This is a genomic window from Arthrobacter zhaoguopingii, assembly GCF_009828595.1.
GTDB lineage: Bacteria > Actinomycetota > Actinomycetes > Actinomycetales > Micrococcaceae > Arthrobacter_D > Arthrobacter_D zhaoguopingii.
In genome coordinates, this window is the sequence record NZ_WPNY01000008.1 from 164,708 (window position 1) to 190,633 (window position 25,926).

At 67.5% G+C, this 25,926-nt stretch carries 27 protein-coding genes; 13 read left to right on the top strand and 14 right to left on the bottom strand.

The genetic code is table 11. The annotated features are described in order from the left end of the window. The first annotated feature begins 100 nt into the window (after positions 1–100). Together GVV86_RS12220 and ribA are read left to right on the top strand one after the other, a co-directional pair. A complete protein-coding gene (locus tag GVV86_RS12220) occupies positions 101–1,066 on the top strand; it encodes a LysR substrate-binding domain-containing protein (protein ID WP_159802959.1) in 966 nt (321 codons plus the stop codon). A 95-nt stretch (positions 1,067–1,161) separates the two neighbouring features. Further along, positions 1,162–2,583 (top strand): GTP cyclohydrolase II, encoded by a 1,422-nt coding sequence (ribA, locus tag GVV86_RS12225; RefSeq protein WP_159802960.1) that lies wholly within the window; start codon positions 1,162–1,164, stop codon positions 2,581–2,583. Positions 2,584–2,790: 207 nt separating this feature from the next. Here the strand turns inward: ribA and GVV86_RS12230 are convergent, their stop codons facing one another. Continuing rightward, positions 2,791–3,018, bottom strand: coding sequence for a DUF3072 domain-containing protein (locus GVV86_RS12230; RefSeq protein ID WP_159618324.1), 228 nt, complete (start codon positions 3,016–3,018; stop codon positions 2,791–2,793). Positions 3,019–3,071: 53 nt separating this feature from the next. Continuing rightward, a complete protein-coding gene (locus GVV86_RS12235) occupies positions 3,072–4,061 on the bottom strand; it encodes a glycosyltransferase family 2 protein (protein ID WP_159802961.1) in 990 nt (329 codons plus the stop codon). A gap of 125 nt (positions 4,062–4,186) precedes the next feature. Here GVV86_RS12235 and GVV86_RS12240 point away from each other — a divergent pair, with 125 nt between their 5' ends. The 4 genes from GVV86_RS12240 (at position 4,187) to GVV86_RS12255 (ending at position 7,587) form a co-directional block, all read left to right on the top strand. Then, complete coding sequence (locus GVV86_RS12240; RefSeq protein ID WP_159618320.1) at positions 4,187–5,029, top strand: SDR family oxidoreductase; 843 nt, start codon at positions 4,187–4,189, stop codon at positions 5,027–5,029. Between the two features lie 238 nt (positions 5,030–5,267). Beyond that, complete coding sequence (locus tag GVV86_RS12245; protein WP_159802962.1) at positions 5,268–5,852, top strand: DUF6318 family protein; 585 nt, start codon at positions 5,268–5,270, stop codon at positions 5,850–5,852. A gap of 95 nt (positions 5,853–5,947) precedes the next feature. Next, entirely contained in the window at positions 5,948–6,634 is a 687-nt protein-coding gene (locus GVV86_RS12250; RefSeq protein WP_159802963.1) for a DUF6318 family protein, read from the top strand. 152 nt (positions 6,635–6,786) lie between these two features. Continuing rightward, positions 6,787–7,587, top strand: coding sequence for a PKD domain-containing protein (locus GVV86_RS12255; protein WP_159802964.1), 801 nt, complete (start codon positions 6,787–6,789; stop codon positions 7,585–7,587). A gap of 181 nt (positions 7,588–7,768) precedes the next feature. Here the strand turns inward: GVV86_RS12255 and GVV86_RS12260 are convergent, their stop codons facing one another. The 3 genes from GVV86_RS12260 to GVV86_RS12270 form a co-directional block, all read right to left on the bottom strand. Further along, complete coding sequence (locus tag GVV86_RS12260) at positions 7,769–9,181, bottom strand: HNH endonuclease (RefSeq protein ID WP_159802965.1); 1,413 nt, start codon at positions 9,179–9,181, stop codon at positions 7,769–7,771. Positions 9,182–9,247: 66 nt separating this feature from the next. Next, a complete protein-coding gene (locus tag GVV86_RS12265) occupies positions 9,248–10,102 on the bottom strand; it encodes an SMP-30/gluconolactonase/LRE family protein (RefSeq protein WP_159801615.1) in 855 nt (284 codons plus the stop codon). Positions 10,103–10,117: 15 nt separating this feature from the next. After that, a complete protein-coding gene (locus tag GVV86_RS12270) occupies positions 10,118–10,606 on the bottom strand; it encodes a DUF3515 domain-containing protein (RefSeq protein WP_159618308.1) in 489 nt (162 codons plus the stop codon). Positions 10,607–10,753: 147 nt separating this feature from the next. Between GVV86_RS12270 and GVV86_RS12275 the strand changes: the two genes are divergently transcribed. The 6 genes from GVV86_RS12275 (at position 10,754) to rsmD (ending at position 17,411) form a co-directional block, all read left to right on the top strand. Further along, on the top strand, positions 10,754–11,410 hold the full coding sequence (locus tag GVV86_RS12275) for a hypothetical protein (RefSeq protein ID WP_159801613.1): 657 nt from the start codon (positions 10,754–10,756) through the stop codon (positions 11,408–11,410). Positions 11,411–11,515: 105 nt separating this feature from the next. Next, positions 11,516–12,553, top strand: a complete 1,038-nt coding sequence (locus tag GVV86_RS12280) for an LCP family protein (protein WP_159801611.1) — start codon at positions 11,516–11,518, stop codon at positions 12,551–12,553. Between the two features lie 125 nt (positions 12,554–12,678). Further along, entirely contained in the window at positions 12,679–13,650 is a 972-nt protein-coding gene (locus GVV86_RS12285) for a thiamine-phosphate kinase (protein ID WP_246669972.1), read from the top strand. 22 nt (positions 13,651–13,672) lie between these two features. Further along, the gene (locus GVV86_RS12290) at positions 13,673–14,635 is read left to right on the top strand and encodes a DAK2 domain-containing protein (RefSeq protein WP_159618586.1); all 963 of its coding nucleotides are present in this window, start codon (positions 13,673–13,675) and stop codon (positions 14,633–14,635) included. After that, on the top strand, positions 14,625–16,835 hold the full coding sequence (locus GVV86_RS12295; RefSeq protein ID WP_246669873.1) for an ATP-dependent DNA helicase RecG: 2,211 nt from the start codon (positions 14,625–14,627) through the stop codon (positions 16,833–16,835). The genes GVV86_RS12290 and GVV86_RS12295 overlap by 11 nt, the downstream gene beginning before the upstream one ends. Positions 16,836–16,844: 9 nt before the next feature. Further along, entirely contained in the window at positions 16,845–17,411 is a 567-nt protein-coding gene (gene rsmD / locus GVV86_RS12300; RefSeq protein WP_159618302.1) for a 16S rRNA (guanine(966)-N(2))-methyltransferase RsmD, read from the top strand. Positions 17,412–17,480: 69 nt separating this feature from the next. Here the strand turns inward: rsmD and GVV86_RS12305 are convergent, their stop codons facing one another. The 5 genes from GVV86_RS12305 to GVV86_RS12325 form a co-directional block, all read right to left on the bottom strand. Beyond that, on the bottom strand, positions 17,481–18,248 hold the full coding sequence (locus GVV86_RS12305; protein ID WP_159801609.1) for a YcnI family copper-binding membrane protein: 768 nt from the start codon (positions 18,246–18,248) through the stop codon (positions 17,481–17,483). Between the two features lie 76 nt (positions 18,249–18,324). Continuing rightward, positions 18,325–18,939: a hypothetical protein gene (locus GVV86_RS12310; protein ID WP_159801607.1), complete on the bottom strand. Its 615-nt coding sequence runs from the start codon at positions 18,937–18,939 to the stop codon at positions 18,325–18,327. A gap of 483 nt (positions 18,940–19,422) precedes the next feature. Beyond that, positions 19,423–19,686: a hypothetical protein gene (locus tag GVV86_RS12315; RefSeq protein ID WP_159618297.1), complete on the bottom strand. Its 264-nt coding sequence runs from the start codon at positions 19,684–19,686 to the stop codon at positions 19,423–19,425. Positions 19,687–19,944: 258 nt separating this feature from the next. Then, positions 19,945–20,739, bottom strand: a complete 795-nt coding sequence (locus tag GVV86_RS12320) for a spermidine synthase (RefSeq protein ID WP_246669872.1) — start codon at positions 20,737–20,739, stop codon at positions 19,945–19,947. Further along, complete coding sequence (locus GVV86_RS12325; RefSeq protein WP_159801605.1) at positions 20,736–21,974, bottom strand: aminotransferase class I/II-fold pyridoxal phosphate-dependent enzyme; 1,239 nt, start codon at positions 21,972–21,974, stop codon at positions 20,736–20,738. The genes GVV86_RS12320 and GVV86_RS12325 overlap by 4 nt, the downstream gene beginning before the upstream one ends. A 70-nt stretch (positions 21,975–22,044) precedes the next feature. On the opposite strand from GVV86_RS12325, the gene coaD reads away from it, so the two are divergent. Continuing rightward, complete coding sequence (gene coaD, locus GVV86_RS12330; protein WP_159801603.1) at positions 22,045–22,524, top strand: pantetheine-phosphate adenylyltransferase; 480 nt, start codon at positions 22,045–22,047, stop codon at positions 22,522–22,524. A gap of 59 nt (positions 22,525–22,583) precedes the next feature. Here coaD and GVV86_RS12335 read toward each other — a convergent pair whose 3' ends face one another. Genes GVV86_RS12335 through GVV86_RS12350 form a run of 4 tightly spaced genes read right to left on the bottom strand, consistent with a single transcriptional unit; the run spans position 22,584 to position 25,685 of the window. Beyond that, positions 22,584–23,621 carry a sulfate/molybdate ABC transporter ATP-binding protein gene (locus GVV86_RS12335; RefSeq protein WP_159801601.1) on the bottom strand — a complete coding sequence of 346 codons (1,038 nt, stop codon included), beginning with the start codon at positions 23,619–23,621 and terminating at the stop codon, positions 22,584–22,586. Then, a complete protein-coding gene (locus GVV86_RS12340; RefSeq protein WP_159618578.1) occupies positions 23,621–24,418 on the bottom strand; it encodes an ABC transporter permease in 798 nt (265 codons plus the stop codon). The genes GVV86_RS12335 and GVV86_RS12340 overlap by 1 nt, the downstream gene beginning before the upstream one ends. 41 nt (positions 24,419–24,459) lie before the next feature. Beyond that, positions 24,460–25,281, bottom strand: a complete 822-nt coding sequence (modA, locus tag GVV86_RS12345; RefSeq protein ID WP_246669871.1) for a molybdate ABC transporter substrate-binding protein — start codon at positions 25,279–25,281, stop codon at positions 24,460–24,462. After that, the gene (locus tag GVV86_RS12350) at positions 25,278–25,685 is read right to left on the bottom strand and encodes a TOBE domain-containing protein (protein WP_159801599.1); all 408 of its coding nucleotides are present in this window, start codon (positions 25,683–25,685) and stop codon (positions 25,278–25,280) included. The genes modA and GVV86_RS12350 overlap by 4 nt, the downstream gene beginning before the upstream one ends. Between the last annotated feature and the right edge of the window lie 241 nt (positions 25,686–25,926).

Here is a 25,926-nt window from a genome sequence, read left to right on the forward strand (position 1 = left end):
CCACTTTGGGAACTGATCCATTATGGTGCCGATTTTCATTTAGGAAAAGCTAGGTTTCGCGAATGATATTGTTCAGATTCCCTAATGTATTGGTGGCACAATGCTCGACGTCCGACGGCTGCGCCTGCTCCGCGAGTTGAAGATCCGCGGGACCCTGAGCGAAGTGGCCGCAGCCCTCCGTTACAGTCCGTCCTCGGTCTCGCAGCAGTTGGCCCTCCTGGAAAAGGAGGTCGGGGTTGAACTGCTCCGGAAATCCGGGCGGGGGGTGACGCTGACACCCCAGGCGGAGGTCCTTGTGGCGCACACAGCGGAATTGCTTGAGATCCTGGAGCGCGCCGAGGCAGACCTGGCGGCGTCCCTCACCACGGTCACCGGCACGGTGCGCATTGCCGTGTTCCAATCCGCCGCGCTGGCGCTGATGCCCGATGCGCTGACCATCATGACGAAGGAGTATCCGGAGGTCCGGATCGAGATGGTGCAGCGCGAACCGGAAACGGCGCTCTACGAAACCTTCGCCCGTGACTTCGATCTCGTGATTGCCGAGCAGTACCCGGGCCATGCCGCGCCCCGGCATCCGGAGCTCGATCAGGTCGCCCTCACGACGGATGCGATCCGGCTTGCCGTGCCGCCCGGTCCGCTCAACCAAGCGCCGATCAGCACGGTCGCGGAGGCCGCCGATGCGGCGTGGGTGATGGAGCCCAGGGGCGCGGCCTCCCGCCACTGGGCCGAGCAGGCATGCCGCCGCGCGGGCTTCGAGCCCGACGTCCGGTACGAGACGGCGGACCTGCAGGCGCAGATCCGCCTCATCGAGTCAGGCAATGCGGTGGCGCTCATGCCGGATCTCGTCTGGACCGGGAGGCAGACCACCGTGAAGCTCTACGACCTTCCCGACAATCCAAGGAGGTCGGTCTTCACCTCGGCACGTCGGGCCAGCACCAACCGCCCGGCGCTGCTGGCCTGCAGGGAGGTCCTGGCTCGTTCGGCTGCCATGGTGGCGGCCGGATCTGAGCGTCACGCCGGACCGGGAACGGAGACAGCAGCGGAAGATACAGCCAGCAGGCAATAAAAGCCCACCCTCCGGACGTTCTTCCTACGTGGAGCCGACGGAACAACCCGTCGGCCCCATTTAGTGCGCCCCCTGCTCCCGACTAAGGTTGATTCATGGCTTTTTCGTTCGATCCGCTTCTCGTTCCCTCAACGGTCGAGCGGGTCACCGAGACGGTGCTTCCCACTCGGCACGGTCTTTTTCGTATGGTCGGATACCGAGACGCCGAAAACACCGAACACGTCGCACTGGTGCGCGGGATCGATGATGTGACGACGGCAGCCGGGGAGCCCCTGCCTGCCGGATCCGCGCCTTTGGTGCGGGTCCACTCTGAATGCCTGACAGGGGACGCGTTCGGTTCCTTCCGCTGCGACTGCGGCGAGCAGCTTGACGCGGCACTCGCTGCGATCAGCGATGAAGGCAGGGGGGTGCTCGTTTACGTCCGAGGCCATGAAGGCCGGGGGATCGGACTGCTCGCAAAGCTCAAGGCCTACGCCCTTCAGGACCAGGGCGTTGACACCGTTGACGCCAATACCTCGCTTGGCCTGCCTGTCGATTCGCGCAGCTACCACCAGGCGGCCGAAATTCTCCAGGACCTCGGCGTGGACCAGATCCGGTTGCTTTCGGGGAACCCCGCGAAGCAGGAGGCGCTGGAAGACCTGGGAATCTCTGTCGCCGAGCGCCTGAACCTCGCAGTGCCCGACCGTGCTGAGAACGCGGCGTATCTCGCCACGAAGCGGTTGCGCATGCGCCACGATCCCGCTCCGGCCAGTGACACGTGGGGCGAACTCACCGCCGGCAGGGTGCCGGCTGCCCCGCTCGTGGGGGAGCCTGAGGACCTGGTCCACCGCTATGGGTATCTCGCGGCAGCTGAGGGCCCGGTCGTCCTGGCCCAGCTCAGGCAGAGCCTCGACGGCTTCATTGCCTCGCGCAGCGGCGAGGGCGCCGTCGCCGATGCCCGCGAAGACCGCATCCACCTGCACCGTCTACGGGCCTTGGTCGACGCCGTCGTCATCGGTGCCGGCGCCGTGGTCGCCGACGACTCCCTGCTGACCGTAAGGGACGTTCCGGGAACAAACCCGACCCGGGTGGTGCTCGACCCCACGGCGCGCGTCCGGCCGGAATCCCGGATCCTCACCGACGGCGCCGCTCCCACCCTCTGGCTCGTTGGAACCGACGCCCAGGTGCCGGACGAAGTGGCCGCTCATGTCCGGATCCTTCGCCTGCAGCCCAGGCAGTTTGAGCCGGTGGAACTCCTTGGGCTGCTGCGCGGACAGGGGCTGGACAGGGTGCTCGTCGAAGGCGGAGGCCGCACCGTGTCCGCCTTCCTTGCGGCGGGTGAGTTGGATCGTCTCTACCTGACGACGGCGCCCCTGCTTGTCGGTGACGGCGTGCCCGGTGTGCGGTTCGAGGGGTCGGATGCGCTCGCCGAGGCACGCACAGCACCGGTGCGGAGATTCGTCTTCGGCCAGGACATCTGCACGGAGTTCAACTTCGCCGCAGCACGGGACCAGGCCGGGGCTGCGGTCCGCTCGTAGTCGAACGGCTGGCGCTGCTGTCCGCTCGGAGATGTACGCCCGGCGCCATCGTGCCCGGTGGGCCCGGGTAAGCCCAGTAAGACCAGTAAGCCCGCGGATGCGTACAGGGCTCACCGGTCGGGACGCCCATCGGTGGACGGGCGCTGCCACCAGCGTGGGTTGCCACGTGGCGGAGGGGGCCTGTCCGGCTGTTTGTGAGTCTGAGACCTAGGAGTCGGAGAGTCGCTTGCTCTTCTGCTGCAGGCGGTCGATATGCTCGGACGCCTCCGCCTTGGAGATATCGGCCGGAATCTCTTCGCCTGCCTCCCGGGCGAGCGTATCAAGGTAGCTTCGCTGCGCATCGGTCATCGGTTCGTCGCCGGTGACCCAGTCGGAGGGGTCGCGTTCGAAGTTGCCGGCCGGCTCAGGGGTGGAGCTTCCTAGGGTGTCTGACATGTCAGTTCCTTTCAGGCTGGTCCCGCGTGGTGGCTGCTCGGTTGTTACTCAGTCTACTGAGCTTCCGCTCCTTGTCGCGGTCGGGTGTGTGCTTGTGCGTGACGGCGTCCCAGGCACGCCTTGGAGTGCGCGGCGAGTCTCATGCGTCCGCCGGCGTAGGGTGCGCCGCCCCGCAACCTGCTCAGGACGGCCAGCCAGATGCAGAGCCCCCGTTCCAGGGCCCACAGCGGCGCCCATAGGGCGGAGGTCGGAGGGAAGACCGGCCGTCCCCCCTGCCGTCGGCGTCCCACCTCTGCCAGTGCGATCAGGGCGCCCATGCCCGCCAGGAGGCGGTGAGGGCGTCGCGCGGCGCAGGCGGCCAGCGGCAGGATGGCTAGCTCGGCTGCGAGGCGGCCGGGTTGGGCGAAGCTGTCATACGCCTGGCGGATCCGCTGGGCTCGAAAATGGCGTGCCGTTGGCGGGATGCGTGCGACGAACACGTCGTCGGCCCTTGCCTCCCGGCCGCCTGCGGCATGGACGGTTCGGATCAGCTCAAGGTTTTCGAACAGTGCTTCGCTGCTGTATCCGCTGGTCGCCTCGAGGATGCTCCGGCGGACCGCAAGCGTTCCGGGGTAATCCGAGCCGAAGGCCCGGTTGATGAGGGAGCGTGCAGTGTCCCAGCGGGCATGCCAGGGCAGCTCGCGGAAGTAGTTCTGAGGACGGACGAGGTCGGCGTCGTCGAGCCGGCATACCACCTCGCGAAGCTGCTCGGCGCTGTAGCGCACGTCGTCGTCGGCCAGTATCAGCCGATCATGGCGGGCCGCCCTCACGCCGGTGAGCACGCCGATCACCTTGCCGTTGCCCGTGCTGGAGGCGTCGGGGCGGAGAATGCGGACCCGTGGGGGGAGCGCCCGCTCATGTCGCTCGAACCAGTTTTGCGGAGAGCCGTCAACGACAGTGACCTCGACCCAGTCCGGAAGTGCCGCCAGGTAGTCGGCCAATTCGGCGATCGGCCCCTCTCCTGTCCACTTCAGGGGAAGGATGTACTCCACCGTTGACACCATGGCGGCCGCCTTCTGTCGACTGGGTCATGCTTAAATACTAAGTGTGCTTCCAAATTACCGGTGGTGATGCCTAGGGTTGTTCTGCAAACGATTTTGGAAACGCCACTCATCAGCGAGGAGCACCAATGAGCCAGCCAGCCCAGCAGCAGACGCCTCCTGGCACCACCGCCGCGATGGATCCCAAGCCTGATCATGGCGAGGAGAGTTACCGGGGGTCGGGCAGGCTCGAAGGGAAGGCTGCCGTCATCACCGGTGGGGACAGCGGCATTGGGAAGGCCGTCGCCATCGCCTATGCCCGCGAAGGTGCGGACGTGCTCATCAGCTACCTCGAAGAGGAGGAGGAAGACGCAAGGGACACCGCCCGGTGGGTGGAGGAGGCCGGCCGGAAAGCAGTGCTGTTCCCGGGCGACCTGGCCGACCCCGCCTACTGCAGGGCCGTCATCACCAGGGCGGTGAAAGAGTTCGGCCGGGTCGACGTCCTGGTCAACAACGCCGCGTTCCAGATGAGCCGTGAGTCCATCGAAGAGACCCCTGATGAGGAATGGGACCGGACCATTGCCATCAACCTCAGCGCGTTCTTCCACCTCACTAAGGCGGCATTGCCGCACATGAGGCCCGGAGCATCCATCATCGGATCAAGTTCGATAAATTCCGACAACCCGGTGCCGACCCTTGTTCCCTACTCCGTGACCAAGGCCGGGATCGCCAACATGACGGCGTCGCTGGCGCAGTTGCTGGCCGAGCGGGGGATCCGGGCGAACAGTGTGGCGCCCGGACCGATCTGGACACCTTTGATTCCCGCCACGATGCCGGAGGAAGAGGTGAAAAGCTTCGGCCAGCAGGTGCCGATGCAGCGGGCCGGGCAGCCTGCGGAACTGGCTCCGGTCTATGTGATGCTGGCCTCCGACGAGTCGTCCTACGTGTCCGGAGCACGTATCGCGGTGACCGGCGGTCAGCCGATCCTGTAGGTGGCTTTGCCGGCGGAGGCGGACCGGCAATCCGCCTCCGATCACCGGTGCGTTCCCGAAACCCCTAATCGGGCTACCTAATCTTCTTGCATACCGTCATTCGCCCTGCCTCGGTGGTGCGGCGCCCACTAATCTGAAAGTGCTTACCCGGTGCGGCCGGATCACAGCCGCCAAAGGTACATCCGAGTCAGGGCTGGAGGTTGCGGTGCGCCCACTGCGATCATTGCGGGGCAGGCGGATGCAGCGTGTGGGCGTCGTCGTCGTTGGCTCCCTGCTCCTGTCAGGCTGTCAGGGTTCGGAAGCCGGCGATTCGCCTCCTGCCAGTGGCGGAGCGGCTGGTCCGTCGGCGTCCTCGACAGCAGGGACTGCCGGTCCGGCTGCGGACCTCCAGCCGCCTGAGAAGCCCGCGGGGATCGACGCCGAGTCGCAGATCGGGCTGGAGACCTTCACCCGGTACTGGTTTGAGTTGTTGAGTTATGGATATGAATCCAACGACTGGGTGCCTCTGCAGACGGTCACCGACAGGGGGTGCGATACCTGCACCAATGTGATCGGGGAGGTGCGGAAGCACTATGAGAGTGGTGGATGGATCACGGGTGGCAGGATCACTGTCAATTCGATCTCCACGTCGGGTGAACCGGGTGCTCAGGGGCCCATCTCGTCATACGTTGAACTCGAACAGACCGAACTGAAGTACCTCGATAAGTCCGGTCGGGAGGCAGCTGTCTCCGATGCGCTTCCGCCGACGCGCAGCATCACCATTGCAGTGCACAAGAACAACCGTTGGGTGATGCTCGATTTCGGCTCACCCAGCGCGAGTTAGACGAAAGATCTGTGGATATCGGGACCACCCTGCCATCCGGGGATTAGGCTGATCATGCGTTATCCGCCATTGCCCGCACCACCTTGGGGGCTCACATGAACCGGACGTCAACCGCCGACCGCTTCCGGTTCCGCATGCTCGTGGTGCTCGTCGCCGGGACAGTGATGCTCAGTGGATGCCAGGGCGACCCGGACGAGGAGCAGACAACTTCTCCTCCAACCTCCGTTGCTCCAACCTCGGCTGCTGTTTCGGAAGCGCCAACGGCATCGGCTGCTCCCTCAGGTGGTCAAGCCACCGCCGCACCGGAACCCACTCCTGCATCGTCGAATGGTCCGGCTGCCAACATTCCAGTACCAACGAAGCCGGCGCTCGCGGACGAGAACAGCAAGGAGGGACTCGAGGCCTTCACGAGGTACTGGTTTGAGTTGTTCAACTACGGATACGCCACCAACGATTGGAAAACCTTCTCCAAGGTCACCGATCCCGGGTGCGGGACGTGTCGGAACGTCCTCGCCGCGGTGAATGAACACTACAAGTCTGGTGGATGGATTGTTGGAGCCGAAGCTGAGGTGCGAAGTTTCACTACCGACTTCGTTCCGAACATAGAGGGATCGATTAGCTCTTTCGTCGAGGTAAACCAGACCGCAGCCATGACCATCTCTGAGGACGGCTTATTGGAAGGTACATCTGAGCCCCGCCAGGAATCGATAGACGTTGTTATCGCTCTTTGGGAAGACGGCCGGTGGGTGATGCTTGATTTTGGTCCTCCGGAGGGAACATGACGGACTTCAGGGTGCGGGTAGGGGTGGGGTTCTCCGCGCTCGCACTCCTACTAGCCAATCCTGCAAGCGCTTCTGCAGATGGGTCCGGAGTAGCTTTCGACGAGAATGAAGTTAGTGCGAGAAACATCATCCGGAGCGAAGCCGGCGGGGCTATGCCACGTGAGGGAGCACTGGGAACCCCCGCAGAAGCCCCTGCCGCACTTCCGGTCGACGATGGCATCGACTACTACTATGAGCGCGTCTGCACCAGTCGAACCGACGAAGCTCTCGATCCCGCCCGATGCGTCCTGCTGAACGATCAATGCGATGCCAAACCCGACGGTGTTTTCGTCGAATGGATTCAAGTCGATCGCCGCACCGATCCACCCAGCGAGACAAGGACCGGCCGCAACACGTGCATTTATCCCGGTGAAGTGCCCGAACCACCGACGGCCGGGGAGCCCGCCGCCGAACCGATCGTCATCACGATTGCCGAGTTCCAAAGTCAGCCGATTGCTCCGTCCGTCGTCTTTTCCCAGCCGCTTAACTTCGGGCTAAAGAACGCTCACTCGAATGTGTATGCCGAGGCGCAGGAACAGGAATTCACGTTCGACTTCCGCAACGCCCAGATCCGCCTTCGCGCCTGGCCCGTCTCGTACCTATGGGATTACGGGGACGGAACCAGTACGACCACCACCGTCCCTGGCGGACCAGCCGAAGGCGACGCCTTCAACACGGAGACCCCGACAAGCCATCAATATCTCGACACCGGTGACTACAACGTCACACTGACGACGTTCTTTGCCGGTGACTACTCGGTCGACGGGGCTCCGTTCCAGCCCATAGCGGGTCAGGCGGAAGTTCCGTCGGCTCCCCACCTCATGAGCATCTGGCGCACTGAAGCACATTCAGTAGCGGATGACTGCCTCGAAAATCCCTCAGGCATCGGCTGTACGACACCGCTGGACCGTTAGGAGCACTAGGTCGGCCGACAAGAGTGAGAACCCATGCAATTGTCCACAAAAGGAAGTCGGTCAATAGAAGATTCGAAACGACGGAGCCACTTCACCCCTCCTAGCCGCCCGCAACCGATGAGTCCCCAGCCGGCCTCAACCGCACAATCCAACCGAGCCACCCCCGTCCACCGGGCCCTCCTTAGCCGGGGACGGGTTCGGGCAGGGTCCGGTATCTTCGCCCCGCCGGGGAGGTTGCGGTGATGATTCCGGGCTGGGGTTGTTCGTAGTGCCACAGCCCTTCGCTCTTGAGCATGTGGTGCCTGCGGCACAGGTGGGCCAGGTTGTTGTGGGCGGTGGTGCCGGCCCGGGACCACGGGATGGTGTGGTCGAGTTCGGTTGAGGCGGCCGAGCGGTTGCAGCCCGGGTGCCGGCAGGTGCGGTCCCGGACACGCAGCCACTTTTTCAGGTCTGCCGGCACCGTGTAGGTGTCCCGGCCGACGCTGAGGACCGCTCCGGTTTCGGGGTGGGTCAGCAGCCGGGTGAAGGAGGGGGCGTGGGCGGCCAGGCGGCGGGCAAGGTCCGGGGCGATGGGCCCGTAGCCTTCGAGTTCGCCGGGGGCGTCATCGACATCGAGCAAGGTCAGCACCGGGACGGTGACGTGCACCTGGGCCTGGATCCCGTTCCACCCGTGGGGCTCAACCGGCCGGCCCGGAACCCTACCCGTACCGTCCGCATCTGCGCTGCCCGCGCCCGCCCGGGCCGCATCTGCACTGCCCGCTCCGGCGGCACCCGCGGGAAGGGATGCGGTGTTTGCGGGGCCGGGGCAGGTGTGGGTGAGCAGGTCGGTGAGGACGTCGGTGCGCAGCTGGGTGAGGGTCCGGGTTTCCTCGGGGCACTGCAGCGCCCGGGAGAGCCGGGTCAGGCGCCCGTCGATGGCCACTGCCTTTTCCGCCGGTAGGTACACGTTCAGCCAGGCCATCCCGTCGTCGTCGGGGTGGAACTCCACCCGACGGTTCGTCTGCGCCGACTGGGTCCGCTTGCTGATGGCCTCCGGATGCATCTCCGCACGCAGCCGGCGGGCCCGATACGCCAGCCGCGCGGCCGTCGTATCCTTCGCGACGGGGAGAAGTTTCTGCTCGAAGTAGGGCAGGGCGAAGTCCGGGATCCCGGCGCACTCATCGACCAGGGTGAGCGCGTGCCGCCAGCAGATGGCCCCGGTTTCCAGGGCCTCGAGGGTCGCAGGGAGATGTCCGGTGAGCACGAAGGCGTGCTGGATCAGGGACCCGGCGGTGCGCTCGGGGATCCGCAGGGCGCAGGCGACCTCCGAGGCGGCCAGGGTATCGGCCAGGGAGCCGGCCTGCATGCCGCGTTCCTGGAGGTGTTCTTCGGTGAGGATCCGGACCCGTTCGGTGAACCTCACGGTCTGGGCATCGGCCCAGTTCTTCAGCCGCGCCATGGCCTGCAGCCCGCCGATCGCCTCATCGAGCCCGGCGGTGTCCGGGGCGCCGCCGGTGAGGAACCCGGCACCGAGGATCTCCGCGGCCGCCTCAAGCCACCCGGGGTCCTGCGCTGGGGGATCCACCCCCGAATCGAGGGAGCCTGCCCTTTCCATAACCCAAGAATGTCATCCCCCACCGACATTCTTCGCCCAACAACCAGAAGGAGGACGAGCCGGAAACTAGCCGGAAAATAGAGGGAGCGGTGCGCCCTTCACACCGGCTTCCACCGCGAAAAGCGCACCCGCTGCCGGCTCGGCGCCAGGCTCGAGGTTCTGGCGCGATGTCGTGATGTAGAGGGTGCCGAGGTCGTCCCCGCCGAACGCGCACGACGTCACCTGGGAGGCGCCAACCTCGACCGTCCCGCGAAGGACGCCGTCGGAGTCGTAGTGCGCTACGGCCGAGCCGCCGTAGAGGGCAACCCACAGCCCGCCGTCCTCGTCGATGGCCATGCCGTCGGGGGAGCCCAGCTCCGGGTCTACTTCGGCGAAGGTGCGCCGGCCGCTGATCCGGCCCGTAGGTAGGTCGTAATCCAGCGCGTCAATGCGCTGGGTTGGGGTGTCCGAATAGAACGCGGTGTCGCCCGCCGGATTCCAATGCAGTCCATTTGAGGTGGTCACCCCGCGCAGCACCGTCGAGATGGAGTGGTCCGAGTCAAGACTGAACAAGGTGCCGGCCCCAAAGTCGCCCTCCCACGCCATCGAGCCGCAGAGGAAGCGCCCGCGGGGGTCGCAACCGCCTTCGTTCATCCGGATTGCCGGGTCGTCAAAGGCCACCGGGCCCGGGGTGACCCTGAAGTCCGCATCGGCGAAGGCGAACCCCTTTTCCACGCCGATGACGTATCCGCCGGACTCGCGCCCACGGATCACCGCCGCCACCTTTGCATCGACCGAGTGGCGCGCCAGGGAGCCGTCGGCGCTCCGCACGAGCACGTCGCCTTCCAACATGTCGACAAACAACAGCGACCGGCTTCGGGCGTCCCAATACGCCCCCTCGCCGTGGTAAGTGCAGGGGTCAGTGAGCTGTTCGGCTTTCATCGCCACCCGTCATCCTCAGCCGTCAGCCGGCAGGTCGAGTTGGTCGGAAATGCTAATGCACTTCCGCGTCTGGTCAATTTTGGACACGGGGTCGCCTAGTTGCACCAGGACTGTGCTTGAAGCGACCTCCTCGGGGTCGAAAAGCACCTCGACGGCCGGTTCGCGCCCGTAGGTGGTGGCGGTCCAGGCCGTCTCGCCCTCACTGAGCACCCAGTCGATGTCGTTGACTGAGACGCAGGCATCGGTGGTGGGTCCGGGCACTTCGACGCCGCAGCGCAGCACCACCTTTGATGGGTTGCCCCAGGCGGAGGTTGCCTGGCTGTTCGTTTCCCGCTGCGAGTGCTCGGCCACGTCCGGCGGCAGGGCGACCATCACCTCGGCACACGCAGGGTTCTGGGCGTCCGCGGCGGGATCGACATCGACAACGGGTGCGCAGGCGGCCGTTCCCACGAGCACCGCCGCAAGCGGCACCGCACTGCGCAGGAACCGAGTAAGAGAAGGCATGCTTCAACCCTAATAGCTCCTTCACCGACACGCGGCACGGCGGCCCCGGCCCGCGCCTGCCGGGCAGTAGGCTTCGTTCAGGGACGGACGGCGCCACCGGTTCCGGCACGGCAACGGCGGGCCCGTCCAAGCGATCAGGGAAGTCAGATGGTCTCACAATCAGTTATGCGTCGTTCAGCGACAGCAGCCCTCACACTCGGACTGCTGGCAATGGCGGGGGTCAACCCCGTCCTGGCAACCTCCCAGCAGCAGCCCCCGCCCAACGGCCAGTTTCACGAACCCGCTCCGCCGGTTCCCGCACCGGACCCGTCACCAAAGATCGACCCGGCCACCGGGTTCGCCATCGACAGCTATACGGGCTACCTGATCCATCCGCCGACCGGATACCTGATTGAGCCGACCACCGGATACCTGCTGCTTCCGGGGTCGCTGATCTACACGAACCTGCTGTATAACAAGACCACCGGCGAGGTGACCGAGGTCGATCATCAAGCCCCCGCCTCGCCGGAACCCACGCCGACGCCGAAGCCGTCAGCGACGCCGACGCCGACCGCGTCCGAAACACCCGCCCCGGCCACGCCTTCTGCTCCCGCCCCAACGGTTGAGGCGCCTGTGCCGTCGACCTCCCCGACACCGACCGAAACACCGACGAGCAGGCCGACCCCGTCGGCATCACCCGAAGCCGTGGAGGCGGAACTCGCCTCTTCGCGGGCACCCCTGGTGTGGGCGGTCGGAGCGCTGGTGCTGCTCGCGGCGATCGCAACGATCGTCGTCGGAGTGCGGCGGCGCCGGGCCGGGTCCTGAGGCCGGAGTTCGGGCGGGCGACCCCTCGACGCTGCCCCTTAAGTCACCCTGTTCGCATCCCTGCCGGTAGCATGAGGGCTGGCCTTGAGGGTGAGGGGATGTGCGGTGTCCGGGTACGATTTTGAGCACGAATCTGTCGTTTCGAGAGCGCGGCCAAAGAAGAAGCACCCGGTCCGCCTCACCCTGCTGCTTCTGGCGGGGCTGGTTGTAGTCGCTGCGGTTGTCGCCGGCGGCTACCTCTTCAACCTCGCGAACACGTTCAACTCGAAGAGCGACACCATTGACTCTGTGTTCCCCACAGGTGAGCGGCCCTCGCTTGAGCCGACGGCGGAGGGCTCCCTCAATATCCTTCTCCTCGGGAGCGATTCGCGTGCCGCAGGTGTGGCTCCGGACCAAACAGGCTCCGATGGACGCTCCGACACGATGATGCTGATGCACATTCCCGCCGATCGGAATGACATCTTCGTCATGTCGATCCTTCGCGATACCTGGACGGAGATTCCGGGGCACGGCGAAAATAAAATCAATTCGGCGATTGCACTCGGGGGAATGCCCCTGGTGGTTGAGACTGTGGAGACTCTTCTCGATGCTCCCGTCGACCACGTTGCAATCATCGACTTCGAAGGATTCAAGGGCTTGACCGATGCGCTGGGCGGCGTTGAGGTCAACAACCCCGTAGCCTTCCAATCCAGCGGTGCCGACGGCGAGTTCTTCGCACAGGGGCCGGTCACGCTCCAGGGTGAGTCTGCCCTGAAATTCGTCCGCGAACGGTATGCCTTCTCCGATGGGGACTACCAACGCGTCAGGAATCAGCAGGCGTTTGTGAAGGCAGTGCTCGGTGAAGTCCTCAGCGCCGACACATTGACCGATCCCGGAAAAGTCGCGAACGTCGTATCCAAAATCTCCCCGTACGTCAGCGTTGACGAAGACCTCGATGCGGCGGCCATTGGTGGCCTAGCCGTGTCGCTCCGCAACGTCCGGTCAGGAGACGTGAAGTTCTCGACCCTCCCGACCCTGGGCACTGGGACCTCGGCCGACGGGCAGTCGATCGTGGTTAAGGATGAAGCCGGGATCGCCCAGGTGGCTGAAGCGCTAAGCAACGATTCGCTGGGGTCGCTCCCGCTCTTCTCCGGATCGCCGTAGCGGAGCTCTCTGAACCGGCTTCCGGTATCAAGAACCTCCTCCGGCGCACCCGTCAGCTAGTACCCATTCACGGAATCGTCACCATCACCCCTTACGGTGGAACAGTGCCACTTACAGTCGGAGAGTTGAGCGAGTCCGCCCTGCTTGAACGCATCTTCCCGCGCCTCGCGCAGGCGGAAACAGCAGTGGTGGGCCCCGGCGACGACGCAGCCGTACTCGCCGCTCCCGACGGGCGCACCGTGATTTCCATCGACACCCTGGTCCAGGACAAGGATTTCCGCCTGCTGCGCGAGAACGGCTTCGCGACGACCGGGTACGACGTCGGCTGGAAGTGTGCCGCCCAAAACCTCAGCGACATCAACGCCATGGGCGCCCGGGCCACGTCTATGGTGGTCAGCCTTACCCTGCCCGGTGACGTTCCCGTGGAGTGGGTCGAGGCCCTCGCCGACGGCCTGACCGACGCGATCGAGCAGCTGGGGGCCACCGGCTGCGGCGTCATCGGTGGCGATCTGGGCGGCGGCACCGAAATCGTGGTGACAGCCGCGGTGACTGGCACGCTTGAGGGGCGCGCCCCGGTCCTGCGCTCAGGCGCCCAACCCGGCGACGTCGTCGCGCTCGCGGGGACCGCAGGCCGGGCTGCCGCCGGCCTCGCCCTGCTCGAGTCGGGAACCGCCCTTGAAGACCTCGGCGAGGAGGAGCTGGGCCTCATCGCCACCCAGTGCCGCCCCGAGCCGCCCCTTGAGGCCGGGCCGGAAGCCGCGCGGACCGGTGCCCGTGCCATGCTCGACATTTCCGACGGTCTCATCCGCGACGCCGGCCGGATCGCCAGGGCCAGTTCGGTCGCCATCGACTTCGACCCGGAGGTGCTGCGCGGGCTCGCTGAACCCCTCCGGACGGCGGGGTGCCTGCTCGGAAAAAATCCCCTGGAGTGGGTACTCGGCGGAGGCGAGGATCACGGTCTACTGGCGGTCTTCGGCCCGGAAATTACGCTTCCTTCCCGTTTTACTGCGGTAGGCTCGATATCGGCAGGGACGCCCCGTGTGACGGTTGGGTTGCAGGCTCCGGCTTCGATCGGATGGGATCACTTTGCACACTAAGATCACCGCGAACGCGACAGCGATGAAGCGATGGTTGAGCAACGCCGAAGAGTCCCTCGGCAATCACAGCGACCGCCTCAACGCCATCAACATTTTCCCGGTCGCAGACGGCGACACCGGCACCAACCTGTACCTCACCGTGTGCGCTGCCGCCCGGGCGGTGCACGACGCCGAAACCACCGACCTCGGTGAGCTGCTGGCCATCGCAGGCCGGGCCGCCATGGAGGACGCCCGCGGCAACTCCGGCACCCTCATCGCCGTCTTCCTGAGTGCCGTCGCTGAGCCGCTGAAGGGAACCACCCGGCTCACCTCCCGCCTCCTCGCCGCCGCAATGCACCGGGCGCAGATCCGCAGCTGGTCCGCCCTGAGCGACCCCGTGCCCGGCACGATGCTCTCCGTGCTTGAGGCCGCAGCCCACGGAGCGGCCAAGACGGCAGGCGAGCATGAGACCGACGAGAGCAACCATGCGCTCGCCCTGACCCTGCAGGCCGCCGTCGAGTGCGCACTCGCAGCTGTGGTCGATACCGAAAGCCAGCTTGGGGCCCTCACCGAGGCGCGTGTGGTCGACGCCGGAGGCGTTGGCTTCCTGCTCATCCTCGACGCCCTGCGCGCCGCGTCCCTGGGCGAGGAACTGCAGGACGAACTGCTCGACGGACTCCACGGCTACGACATCCAAGCACCCCACATCCACGGCGGAGCCGACACCGACGGGGTGGAGATCATGTTCACGATGAACCTCAGCCCGCTCGACGCCGCCACGCTCCGGCTGCACCTTGACGAGCTGGGCGATTCCGTCATCATGAGCGCCGTCACCGAGGTCGAGGAGGGCTACCGCTGGCGCGTCCACGTGCATGTCGTCGATCCCGAGCCCGCCCTCAAGCTAATCCACGAGGCCGGAAACCCCGACAACATCTCGCTCACCCAGCTCTCCTCGTCGGACGACGACGCCGCCGGAGAGCCGGTCCTTGAGGGCCATGGACAGTAGGTTGCAGGCGGAATTCGATGTTCCGCTGGATCGTCGCCTTGGGTCGCTGGCCAAGCTGCTGGCGAAACACCTCAATCTCTTCACTGTGGGCCAGCTGCTCAACCACTTCCCGCGCAATTACCTCAAGCGCGGCGAACTCACCCCCATTGCCGACGTGCCCGTCGACGTGGAAGTCACCCTCATCGCGCGGGTCCAGTCGGCAAACTCGCGGAGGATGCACACCCGCAAGGGGATGCTGCTCGAGGTCGTCATCACGGACGACGCCGACGGCCGCCTCGGTGGCATGAATCTCACCTACTTCAATGGGTACAAGGCCGAGAAGGACCTGCGTCCGGGCGTCCGCGCCATGTTCTCGGGCAAGGTGACGGTGTACCGCAGCAAGCTTTCCCTCACCAATCCCAGCTACGTCCTGCTTGAGGACGACGACGACCCGGACTACATCAACCAACCGATTCCCGTCTATCCCGCCGCCGAGAAGGTCAGCAGCGAACGGATCGCGCTCGCGGTGGGCACCATCCTTGACACCTTTGACAGGGAACAGCTCAACGATCCGGTGCCCGAGGCCGTCGCCCGCAGGGAAAAGCTGATGACCCTGCCCCAGGCGTACGAGCTGATCCACCGGCCCACCGTCATCGAGGAGGCCTACCGCGCCCAGCACCGCTTCCGCTACCAGGAGGCGTTCGTGCTCCAGTCGGCCCTCGTGCGCCGCAGGGCCCTCACCGCCCGGGAGGAGGCCACCAGCAGGCCGCCGCAGGCGGGCGGCCTGCTGGATCAGTTCGATGCCCGGCTTCCGTTCACCCTCACCCGGGGACAGCAGGAGGTAGGGGACACCCTCGCCGCGGAAGTGGCCCGGGACCATCCGATGAACCGGCTCCTCCAGGGCGAGGTCGGATCCGGGAAGACCCTCGTGGCGCTGCGGGCCATGCTCCAGGTCATCGACGCCGGGGGCCAGGCGGCGCTCCTGGCGCCCACCGAGGTCCTTGCCGCGCAGCACTACCAGTCGATCACCCGGACGCTTGGGCCCCTGGCCGAGGGCGGGATGCTCGGCGGCGCCGCGGACGGCACCCGGGTGGTGCTCCTGACCGGGTCCCTGCCCACCGCTCAGCGGCGTCGTGCGATGCTCGAGGCCGCCTCGGGGGAGGCGGGCATCATCATCGGGACCCACGCGCTCCTGTCAGAGAACGTGCAGTTCTTTGACCTTGGCCTGATCGTCGTCGATGAGCAGCACCGCTTCGGCGTCGAGCAGCGCGATTCCCTACGCTCCAAGGCCTCCGCCTCACCCCACGTCCTCGTCATGACAGCCACCCCGATTCCCCGCACCGTTGCCATGACCGTCTTCGGGGACCTTGAGGTGTCGACCCTCTCCGAGCTGCCCGCAGGCAGGTCTCCCATCACCACCCACGAGGTGGGCCTGGCAGAGCACCCTGCGTGGATCGACCGGATCTGGTCGCGAGCCCGTGAGGAGATCGACGCCGGGAGGCAGGTCTACGTCGTGTGCTCGAAGATCGGGGACTCCGCGGGCCAGGAGGACGACCCCACGGCGCTGGAGCTGTATCAGCCGGCAGGAGCGGCGGCTCCGGCGTCGGACCTCACCAGCGTCACCGAACTCTTCGAGTCCCTTCAGGAGGCACCCCAGCTGCGCGGGGTCTCGATCGGGATGCTCCACGGGCGCATGGACCCGGCCGACAAGGCCGACGTCATGGCGCGCTTCAACGACGGCGCCCTGCAGCTGCTGGTCGCCACCACTGTTATCGAGGTGGGCGTCGACGTGCCGAACGCGACGCTCATGGTCATCATGGACGCCGACCGCTTCGGCATCTCCCAGCTTCACCAGCTGCGCGGACGGGTGGGCCGAGGCGGCCACGCGGGAACCTGCCTGCTGGTCACCAGGCTCGAGCCGGACCACCCAAGCAGGGAGCGCCTGGCCGCCGTCGCGTCGACGACGGACGGGTTCGAGCTCTCGCAGAAGGACCTCGAGCTCAGGCGCGAGGGCAATATCCTCGGCGCCTCCCAGTCCGGCGGCCACTCGGCGCTGCGGTTCCTCAAGGTGATCCAGCATGCTGCCCTGATCGAAAAGGCACGCGCGGACGCGCAGGACGTCGTGCTGGCCGATCCGGACCTGACCGAGTACCCCGGGCTCGCCCTCGCCATCGAGCTGTACCTCAACCCCGAAAAGGAAGCCTTCCTGGAACGCGGTTAGAGTGAAAGCATGACGCGCATCATCGCCGGAGCCGCCGGCGGCTCAACCCTCACCAGCGTGCCGGGGACCGGGACCCGACCCACCACGGACCGGGTCAAGGAAGCCCTGTTTTCGCGGCTTGAGGCGTATAACGCCATCCACGGCGCCCACGTGCTCGACCTCTTCGCGGGTTCGGGGTCCCTCGGTGTCGAGAGCGCCAGCAGGGGAGCGGCCACCGTGGACCTTGTGGAGTCAGCGGAGAAGCCCGCCGCGGTGGCGCAGAGGAATGCGGATCTGGTCAACCGTGTGCTGGGGTGGACGGCCGCCCGGGTGCACCGGACGAAGGTGGAAACCTACCTCGACCGGGCCGCGGAGGACCTCAGCTGGGACCTGGTGTTCCTCGATCCGCCGTATCCGCTCCAGGACGCTCCGCTGGGGGCCATCCTCACCTCGCTCGTGCCGCACCTCTCGCAGGGCGCCGTCGTCGTGCTGGAACGCTCCGCGCGCTCCCCGGAACCGCACTGGCCTGAGGGCCTTGAGCGGTTCGCGGAGAAAAAGTACGGGGAGACGCGCCTGTGGTTCGCGGAACCCGCCTAAGTTAGAAGCGCTCCCGGCAGCACCGTCCGGTGCTGCAGGAAGCGCTTCCGTATTTCGACGCCGGCGCGCCTACGGCGTCCGGCGGTCCTCCGTCATCCGGCGGGTGCGAAGGAGCGCGGTTCCTCCGGCTGCCAGGCCGAGCAGGCCGGCGCCCAGGCCGACCCAGCCTGCGGCCGAGCCCGCCGAGGACCCTGCCGGTTCGGCCGCTGCCGCAGGTTCGAGCTCATCGTCCCCCGAGGCGCCGCCGGCTCCGGCCGAGTGCGCAGCCCCGTGCCCGGAGCCTTCCTCGGCGGCCGTCGTGGTGAAGGCGGGGGCGGGGCTTTCGGGCTCCTCCTCGCCTTCTGCGGCCGGCTCGTCCCAGGCCCGGGTTGAGCCGTCTGTGTAGTGCTGCGTCGCGGGAAGGTTCACCACTGTCCCCGCCGCCGGAAGCTGCCCCACGGAGATGGAGAAGGTCTGGTATTCGTTCTGGGAGATCTCCGCCCCCTCCTCCGCAGTCCAGACGACGGAGAGCGGTGCCTCGGTGAGGGTGACGCCGTCCTCGGCCGTGACCGGCTCGGGAAGCTCACCCCGCATCACCTCGGCCGTCCAGCCCTCGAGCGGCTTGACCCGGACCGCCGTGAACGGGGTCTCGGCGGGAAGGGCTACCTCGACCTTGTTGGTCCCGGCGGTTTCGGACTCGTTGGGAACGCTGAAGGTCAGCTGGGAGTATCCGCCTTCAGTGGTGTTGGTTGGCGCCACCGTCACGTGGGCCAGTGCCGCCCCTGCACCTAGGGCCATCAGGCCGACGGTGGCCGTACCGGTGCAGAGGGCGCGCGTGAGGAAGGTAGAAGTTGTCATGATGTGCCTTTCGGGAGCCGGATCTCTGTCCGGCGGGGATGGAGGACGCTCGGGGCGCCGCAGCTCCAACCGCTCTTCAGGCAGGCAGGAGGGGCAGCGCGGACTCCGCCGGCGGCCCTCGCAGCGGCGGCACCGACGCGTCGCGCCGGCGCAGGCGCGGCGCCGGCTGCGCGGCGACACTCCCGCGGGCGTGCGGGGGAACGACCGAGGCCGCCTCGAGCGTGCCGGTCAGCGGGCGCAGCCATGCGGCCAGTAGTTCGAGCGCCGCCTCGCCCTTTGAGATGAGGAGGGCGAGGAGCGCCGCCGCGCAGGCGTGTGCCACCAGCATCGCCGTGCCACCGGGCTCCACCGACTCCGCAAGCTGCCCGGTCAGCGGCTGGCAACCCACCGCTGCCGGTGCGTGGTGCTGCACCGGTGATGCGCCCGCGCAGGCCTGGCCGCCCGTCAGTGCGGTGAGAGCGGTGTGGAGTGCCAGTTCCCCGGAGAGCAGGACTGCGGCCAGCGCGGGGAAGGACAGGGCACGTCTGGAGACGGCCGTGACTGCCGCCAGGACAAGGGCGGCGAGCAGGAGCAGGATCGCAGGGCCGGGAAGGGTGCCTCCGCCGATCAGGTGGGAGCACGTGCTCAACAACAGGATCAGGGCAGCGACCACGGAGGAGCGGACGAAGCGGGACCCGGCCGGTGCGCTCACTCTGCCTCCTGGTCTGCTCGCCGCTTCTTATCCGCACCTAACCCGTGTGTTCGTTCCTGACTGGGCAGGGCCGGGGCGGAGACGAACGGACATTCCGCCCTTTCATCGTAAGGGCGTGCTCCCGGTTACTTCGCCGGGTCGACCTGTATTCGCCGTCACTCGGCCAAAGGATGGGACTCGAGGGGAAACCGTGAGTAAGTCAGCCGGAATGGGGGCAGGAGACGGGCTGGTGGGGCCGGGGAGAACGGGGGTGGGCCGGCCGGGCGGGGGCCTCGGAATTACCGCGCGCATCGGACCTAAGGCAACTCCGGCGTGGGAGACGGTACGGGATGCGGCGGAATGCGGCGTGGAGACGAGGGAGCGCCTGTGAGAGGCGGCGTCGACGGCGGTGGGGAATGGCCGGGACGTTGGGGGGGCGGGGGAGGGACATTCGGGCCGCTGCTTGACCCTGATGCCGATCACCTTGTGTGCCGGGAACTGCTGCTACGCGCCGGCTGCCTGGTCCTTCGCGGCTGACGCCGTTCGAGCACCTGTTTCGTCCCGGCGGTCGAGCTCTTCGGTCAGCTCGGCAAGGCGTGCCTGCGATTCAGGGTCGGGGAGGCCGAACTCGATGTACTCGGAGTCAATGGCCCGGTGGACCCTGCTGTTGAGGACTGCTACTTCACTGCCGTCAAGGACGGTGAGGTCTTCCGGGAAGTTTTCCTCGGGAGCCATCCGGCTTGACTCATTCGCGCTTGCTTCATTCATATAGGTAATTTCCTTCACTCGGGCTTTCGGGTGTGAGCCCGGGGCACCGATTGACGATCCATCACGACCGCATTCTCCCTTGGGAGGCCAGCCTTGGATGGCAGCGGATCGCCCGCTTGCTCCATCAAACCATCTTGGGACATTTCTCGCCATCGACAGGTGGTGCCCCGGGTGGAGCACACATTGAACCGATGGCGGCCCGGCGTTGCTACCCCCTTTGGGCGGATCCGCCGTGCCGCGGCCGGGCGGGACCGCGCTTCAGCCACCAGTCCCCGAAGCGAAGGCGTCGAGGTCCGGACCGGCCAGCACGGCGGCCGGGTGGGGGCCTGCGGCGAGCAGGCGGCCGGTCCAATCCGCGGGCCACGGCTCTCGAAGCGCGGCGATGACGATATTGCCCGGATAGCGGCCGGTGAACATCGCCGTTTCGCCCAGCGCGGCGATGCCCTGCGCCTCTTGTGCCAGGGTGCGGACCTGCCTCCGGGCGAAGGCGAGCGGCGGATCATCGCCCACATTGACCAGGACGACGCCGCCGGGTGCCGCAAGCTCAAGGAGCCGCCGGTAGAACGGTGCCTCGGTGAGGTGGGCAGGGGCGTCCGCTCCGGCGAAGACGTCAAGAACGATGGCATCGAAACCCGCCGTGGGCAGCCCGTCGAGCGCCGCCGCCGCGTCGTCGAGAACAAAACGGCACTTCGTCCCCGCGGGCAGGGGAAGGTGCTCAAGGACGAAGTCGAGGAGTTCACGCTCAAGCTCCACCGCGGTCTGCGCGGAGCCGGGCCGGGTCGCCTGAACGTACCGCACGAGGGTCAGTGCGCCGGCCCCGAGGTGGAGCACCCGGAGGGGTTCCCCGGGCGGGCGGACGACATCGATCACATTGGCGATCCGGCGGAGGTATTCATAGAACACCTGGCCGGGCTCGGCGAGGTTGACGTGGGACTGCTGTGCTCCGCCGATGCTGAGGATGTAGGCGCCGTCGAGGAAGGCATCCTCGTCGATCTCCGCGTGGGCACCCACCCCGCGCAGCCAGCGGGTGGGCACCGAGCCGTCAGCGGTCACAGCTTCCCCGGCAGAGAGGCCAGGCGCCCGGCGGCATCCTCGAGGATCTCCGACTTCTTGCAGAAGGCAAAGCGGAGCAGGGACCGCGTGCGCTCGGCTCCCTCCGGGTGGCAGAAGACCGGCACGGGAATCGCAGCGACACCCACCAGCGCCGGCAGCCGGCGGGCCAGGTCGATCGCGTCCACCACCCCGAGCGGGGCGCAGTCGGCGAGGACGAAGTAGGTGCCCTGAGAGGCATGGACCCGGAACCCGGCTGCCGCCAGCCCGGAGGACAGCAGGTCCTTCTTCCGCAGCAGGGTCTCGGCGATCCTCGTGAAGTAGGCGTCGGGCAGGCCCAGTCCTCGGGCGACGGCGCCCTGGAACGGCATCCCGGAGCTGTAGGTCAGGAAGGATTTGACGGTGCGCACGCGGGCCACGAGGTCCGCAGGGCCGGTCAGCCAGCCGACCTTCCAGCCGGTGACGGAAAACGTTTTGCCTGCCGAGGAAATGGTCAGGGTCCGCTCGGCGGCCCCGGGCAGGGACGTCACCGGGATATGCGTGCCGCCGAAGGTCAGGTGTTCATACACCTCGTCTGTCACCAGCAGGACGTCGTGGCGCACGGCCAGTTCGACGATCCGGGTGAGCGCCTCCCGGGTGAAGACCGAACCGGTGGGGTTGTGGGGGTTGTTGAGCAGCAGCATTCGAGTCCGGCTGCTCATTGCCGCCTCGAGGGCCTCCAGATCGGGCTGGAAGTCCGGGGCCCGCAGCGGTGCGGTGGTGTGGCGTGCTCCGGAGAGGCCGATGACGGCTCCGTAGGAGTCATAGAACGGTTCAAAGGTCAGGACCTCATCGCCCGGCCCGGCGAAAGCGAGGACGGCGGCCGCGATCGCCTCGGTGGCGCCGGTGGTGACAAGGACGCCCGTCTCGGGATCGGGGGTCAGCCCATAGAACCGCTCCTGGTGGGACGCGACCGCTGCGCGCAGTTCGGGCACGCCGCGCCCCGGAGCGTACTGATTGGCCCCGGCGGCGATCGCCGCGCGGGCCGCCTCAAGGATTTCGGGCGGGCCGTCCTCGTCGGGGAAACCCTGACCGAGGTTGATCGCCCCGTGAGCGGCGGCCAGGGCGGTGATCTCCTCGAAGATCGTGACGCCCAGCGCGCCGTCCGGGCCCAGCAGGTTGGCGCCGAGGGCCGTCCGCTGCCAGGGTTCTGCCGCCTGTTGCGCGGAGCGGCCGGGGGAGGAAAAGGAGGACGTCATAGGGACAAGTATTACCGCTCCAGCGTGGCGGGAGCCTCTGGCCGGCGGACCGGGTGGGTAGTTTAGGAGTATGCGCCGAGTCGTCTGCCCCGGATCCTTCGACCCCATCCACAACGGTCATGTGGAGGTGATCACGCGTGCCGCCGGTCTTTTTGACGAGGTGGTGGTGGCCGTGTCCACGAACTACTCCAAGAAGTACCGCTTCACGCTCGAGGAGCGGCTGGAGATCACGGGCGAGGCGCTCGCCCACCTGCCGGGGGTCACCGTGGAGTTCATGGGTCACGGCCTGCTGGCGGAGTTCTGCCGCGACCGCGGTGCCGTTGCGATCGTCAAGGGCCTGCGCTCAAGCCACGATCTCGACTACGAGCTGCCCATGGCAACGATGAACCGGAAGCTGACCGGTGTGGAAACCGTCTACCTGCCCGGAGAGAGCAGCTTCCTCCACGTTTCATCAACGTTGCTGAAGGAAGTCGCCTCCCTGGGAGGGGACATTTCCGCGTATGTGCCCGGCACCGTTCTGGACCGCATGGCTCGACCCACCGCCTCCTAGCGGGCAGGCAGAACGGCGCGCACAGAGGAGCACCCGCTTCGGCACCGGCCGCAGGGTGCCTAGAGCGGGTACAGCGTCACCGCCGTCGCCTTGACGGTGAACCACACCTCGGAGCCGGGAACCAGGTCCAGTTCGGCCGCGGCGGAGGTGCTGATTTCCGCGCTGAGGTGCCCCGCCCGCACCGTGACGAACTCCCCGTGCGGCTCCAGGTCCGTCACCGACACCCGAAGGACGTTGCGGGGGCTTCCGGCGGGTGCCGCGGGAAACACCGAGACCGCCCGCGGGCTGAACACCGCGGCGGCGGGAACCCCAGCGGGCAGTGGAGTCTCGGAGACCGCCTCAAGGCGGCGTCCGGCGGCATCGACCAGCCCCGACGGCACGGAGGTGCCCGGAACGAAATTGAGGCCGGCCAGGCCGGCGGCGAAGGAACTCCGGGGCCGCTCCAATACCGACTGGGTGCTGCCGGTCTCGGCGATTCTGCCCTCATCCAGCACCGTGACGTTGTCCGCGAGGATCAGCGCATCGAGAAGATCGTGGGTGACGATCACCGCGTTCCGCCCTGCCAGAACCCGCCGCAGCATCCGCCGCAGGCCGGGAGCGGCGGCGGCGTCGATGGAGGCGAGCGGCTCGTCAAGCAGCAGCAGGGACGGGCGGGCCGCCAGGGCCCGGGCCACGGCTACCCGCTGCGCCTGGCCTCCCGAGAGCTGTCCCGGGCGCTTGTCGGCTAGCTCGGAGGCCTCGACTTCGGCCAGCCACCCCCGTGCCGACGCGCGGGAAGCAACCCTCGATTCCCCGGCGCTCCGCGGCGCGAACGCGACATTGTCGAGCACGCTCAGGTGGGGGAAGAGGAGGGGGTCCTGCGGCAGCAGGCAGACCCCGCGGCGGTGGGGCGGGAGGAAGGAGCGCGGGCCGAACAGGCTCCGCCCGTCGAGCTCCGCACTCCCGGTGTCGGCCCGCAGGAGCCCGGCGGCGAGGGCGAGCAGCGTGGACTTTCCTGCCCCGTTTGGGCCCAGCACGGCGAGCGTTTCGCCGTCGCCCATCGACAGTGCGACGTCGAACCCGCGGGCATGAACCGCGGCCTGCAGGGCGAATCCCATCAGCGCACCGCCGGGGCCGAGGACCGGTGCGCCAGGCCGACGACGAGGACGGCGACGGCCACCAGCACGAGCGAGAGCGCGACGGCGGCGTCGGGGTCGGTCTCCCGCTGGAGGTAGATCTCCAGCGGCAGGGTCCGCGTGACGCCCTGCAGGGAGCCCGCGAAGGTCAGAGTCGCTCCGAATTCCCCAAGTGCCCGGGCAAAGGACAGGACGGCTCCTGAGAGGAGCCCGGGGAGGACGAGGGGAAGAGTGATTCGGCGCAGCACCGTGGTGGGGGAGGCGCCGAGGGTCGCGGCGACCGCCTCATACCGGCCGCCGGCGCTGCGCAGCGCCCCCTCGAGGCTGAGGACGAGGAAGGGCAGCGCGACGAAGGTCTGGGCGAGGACGACGGCGGTGGTCGAGAAGGCGATCTCCACCCCGAGGGCACTGAGCGTGCCGCCCAGCAGGCCCTGCCGTCCGAAGGTGTAAAGCAGGGCGATGCCGCCGACCACCGGAGGCAGGACCAGGGGCAGCAGCACGAGCGCGCGCAGCACCCGCTGGCCGGGAAAGGCGCTGCGGGCCAGGACCAGAGCCATCGGGGTGCCGGCCACGATGCAGAGCGCGGTGGCAGCGGCCGAGGTGGTCAGGCTGAGCTTCAGGGCGGCGACCGAGGACTCGGAGGTGACCAGTTCGGGGAAGCGGGACCAGTCCACCCGTGCGACGACGGCGGCCAGGGGCAGCAGGATGAACAGAGCGCCGAGCGCGGCCACGAGGAAGAGCCAGGGAGGCAGTCCGGAAAAGCCCGCGCGGGGTTTCAGGGTCCGCGCCCGTTCCGGGCCGGTCAGGGGCCGCGTGCCGGTCACGGCCGGTCCGCGGGCGGCTGGAAGCCCGCCTCCTGCAGGAGGGCCTGCCCGGCAGAGCCGGTGGCCGAGTTGATGAACTCCTGGGCGGCCTCCGGCGCATCGGGGGCCACGGCCCCGATCAGGTAGCTGTTGGGCACTTCTGCGGCCTCCGGGATGGGCACCGCCTCGATCTCACCTCCCGCGGCGAGGGCGTCCGTGACGTAGACGAGTCCGGCGTCCGCCTCGCCGGAGATCACCTTGCCGAGCACCTCGGTGACCGAGGATTCCTCGCTCACGGGAGACAGGCGCACGCCGGTGACCTCCTGGATCCGCGCGGCCGCCGCACCGCACGGAACCTGGGGTGCGCAGGCGACCAGCCGGACGCCGGCGAGGTCGGCGAAACCCTTCACACCGGCGGGATTCCCCGGCGGGACGGCGATGGTCAGCCGGTTCCGTGCGAATTCTCCGGGCTCGCCGTCGATCAGCCCGGCCTGGGCGAGCCGCTCCATGGTCGATGCGTCGGCGGAGGCAAAGACATCGGCCGGTGCGCCGGCCTCGATCTGGGTGGCAAGGTCGGAGGAGCCGGCAAAGTTCAGCACAACCTCCGATCCCGGATTCCGGGTCTCGTAGTCCTCGGCCAGCGATTCGAAGACCTCCCGCAGCGAGGCCGCCGCGAAGACCGTGAGGGTGTCCCCGCCCCCGCTCGCCGGGTCCGCGCCGCCCCCGCAGCCGGTCAGGGCCAGGGCACAGGCGAGAACGGCGGCGCCTCCGCGCCTGTGCCGCGGCCGCCTCCGGCCGGCGCGCGTGCCGGCGGCGGGGGAGGGCACGGCCGGGCTCACTGCTGCCGCCCCTGCGGGGTTTCGATGATCACCGTTGTCGCCTTCACCACCGCGACGGCGACGGCGCCGGGTTCGATGCCGAGGTCCCGGGCGGCTTCGGCGCTCATCAGAGACACCACCCGGTGGGGCCCGCACTGCAGCTCGACCTGGGCCATGACCTTATCGGCGGTAACCTTGGTGACCAGACCGACGAACCGGTTCCGGGCCGAGCTCGAGTTCCCGGCGGGATCCTCCGGGGTGACGGCACGCGACTTGGCAAGCCGGGCGAGGTCGACGCCGTCGACCTCAAGGACCCCGCCCGGTGAGCGGCGGCTCGACAGCGTTCCCTCGTCGATCCACCGCCGGACCGTGTCGTCACTGACGGCCAGGTACTGGGCGGCCTCCCGAATCCGTATATGCGGCATGGATACGAGGCTAGACCCTCAGATGCGGAAAAGGAACGGGTCCTCACCTTGCTCCGCTCCGGGGCCGGCGTTCCGCGTCAGAGGGGGCCCGGCTCGGGAGGGGCTGTGAGGCGTTTTGGGCTGGAGGAAGATCTCAGGCTAAGATGATACGTCGGTCATATGTTCTACAGGAGTCACCATTAAAAGCGATCTCAGTTCGCCTTTGATCTTCAGTGTCAAAGACCTCGGGCGCAGCCCGGGA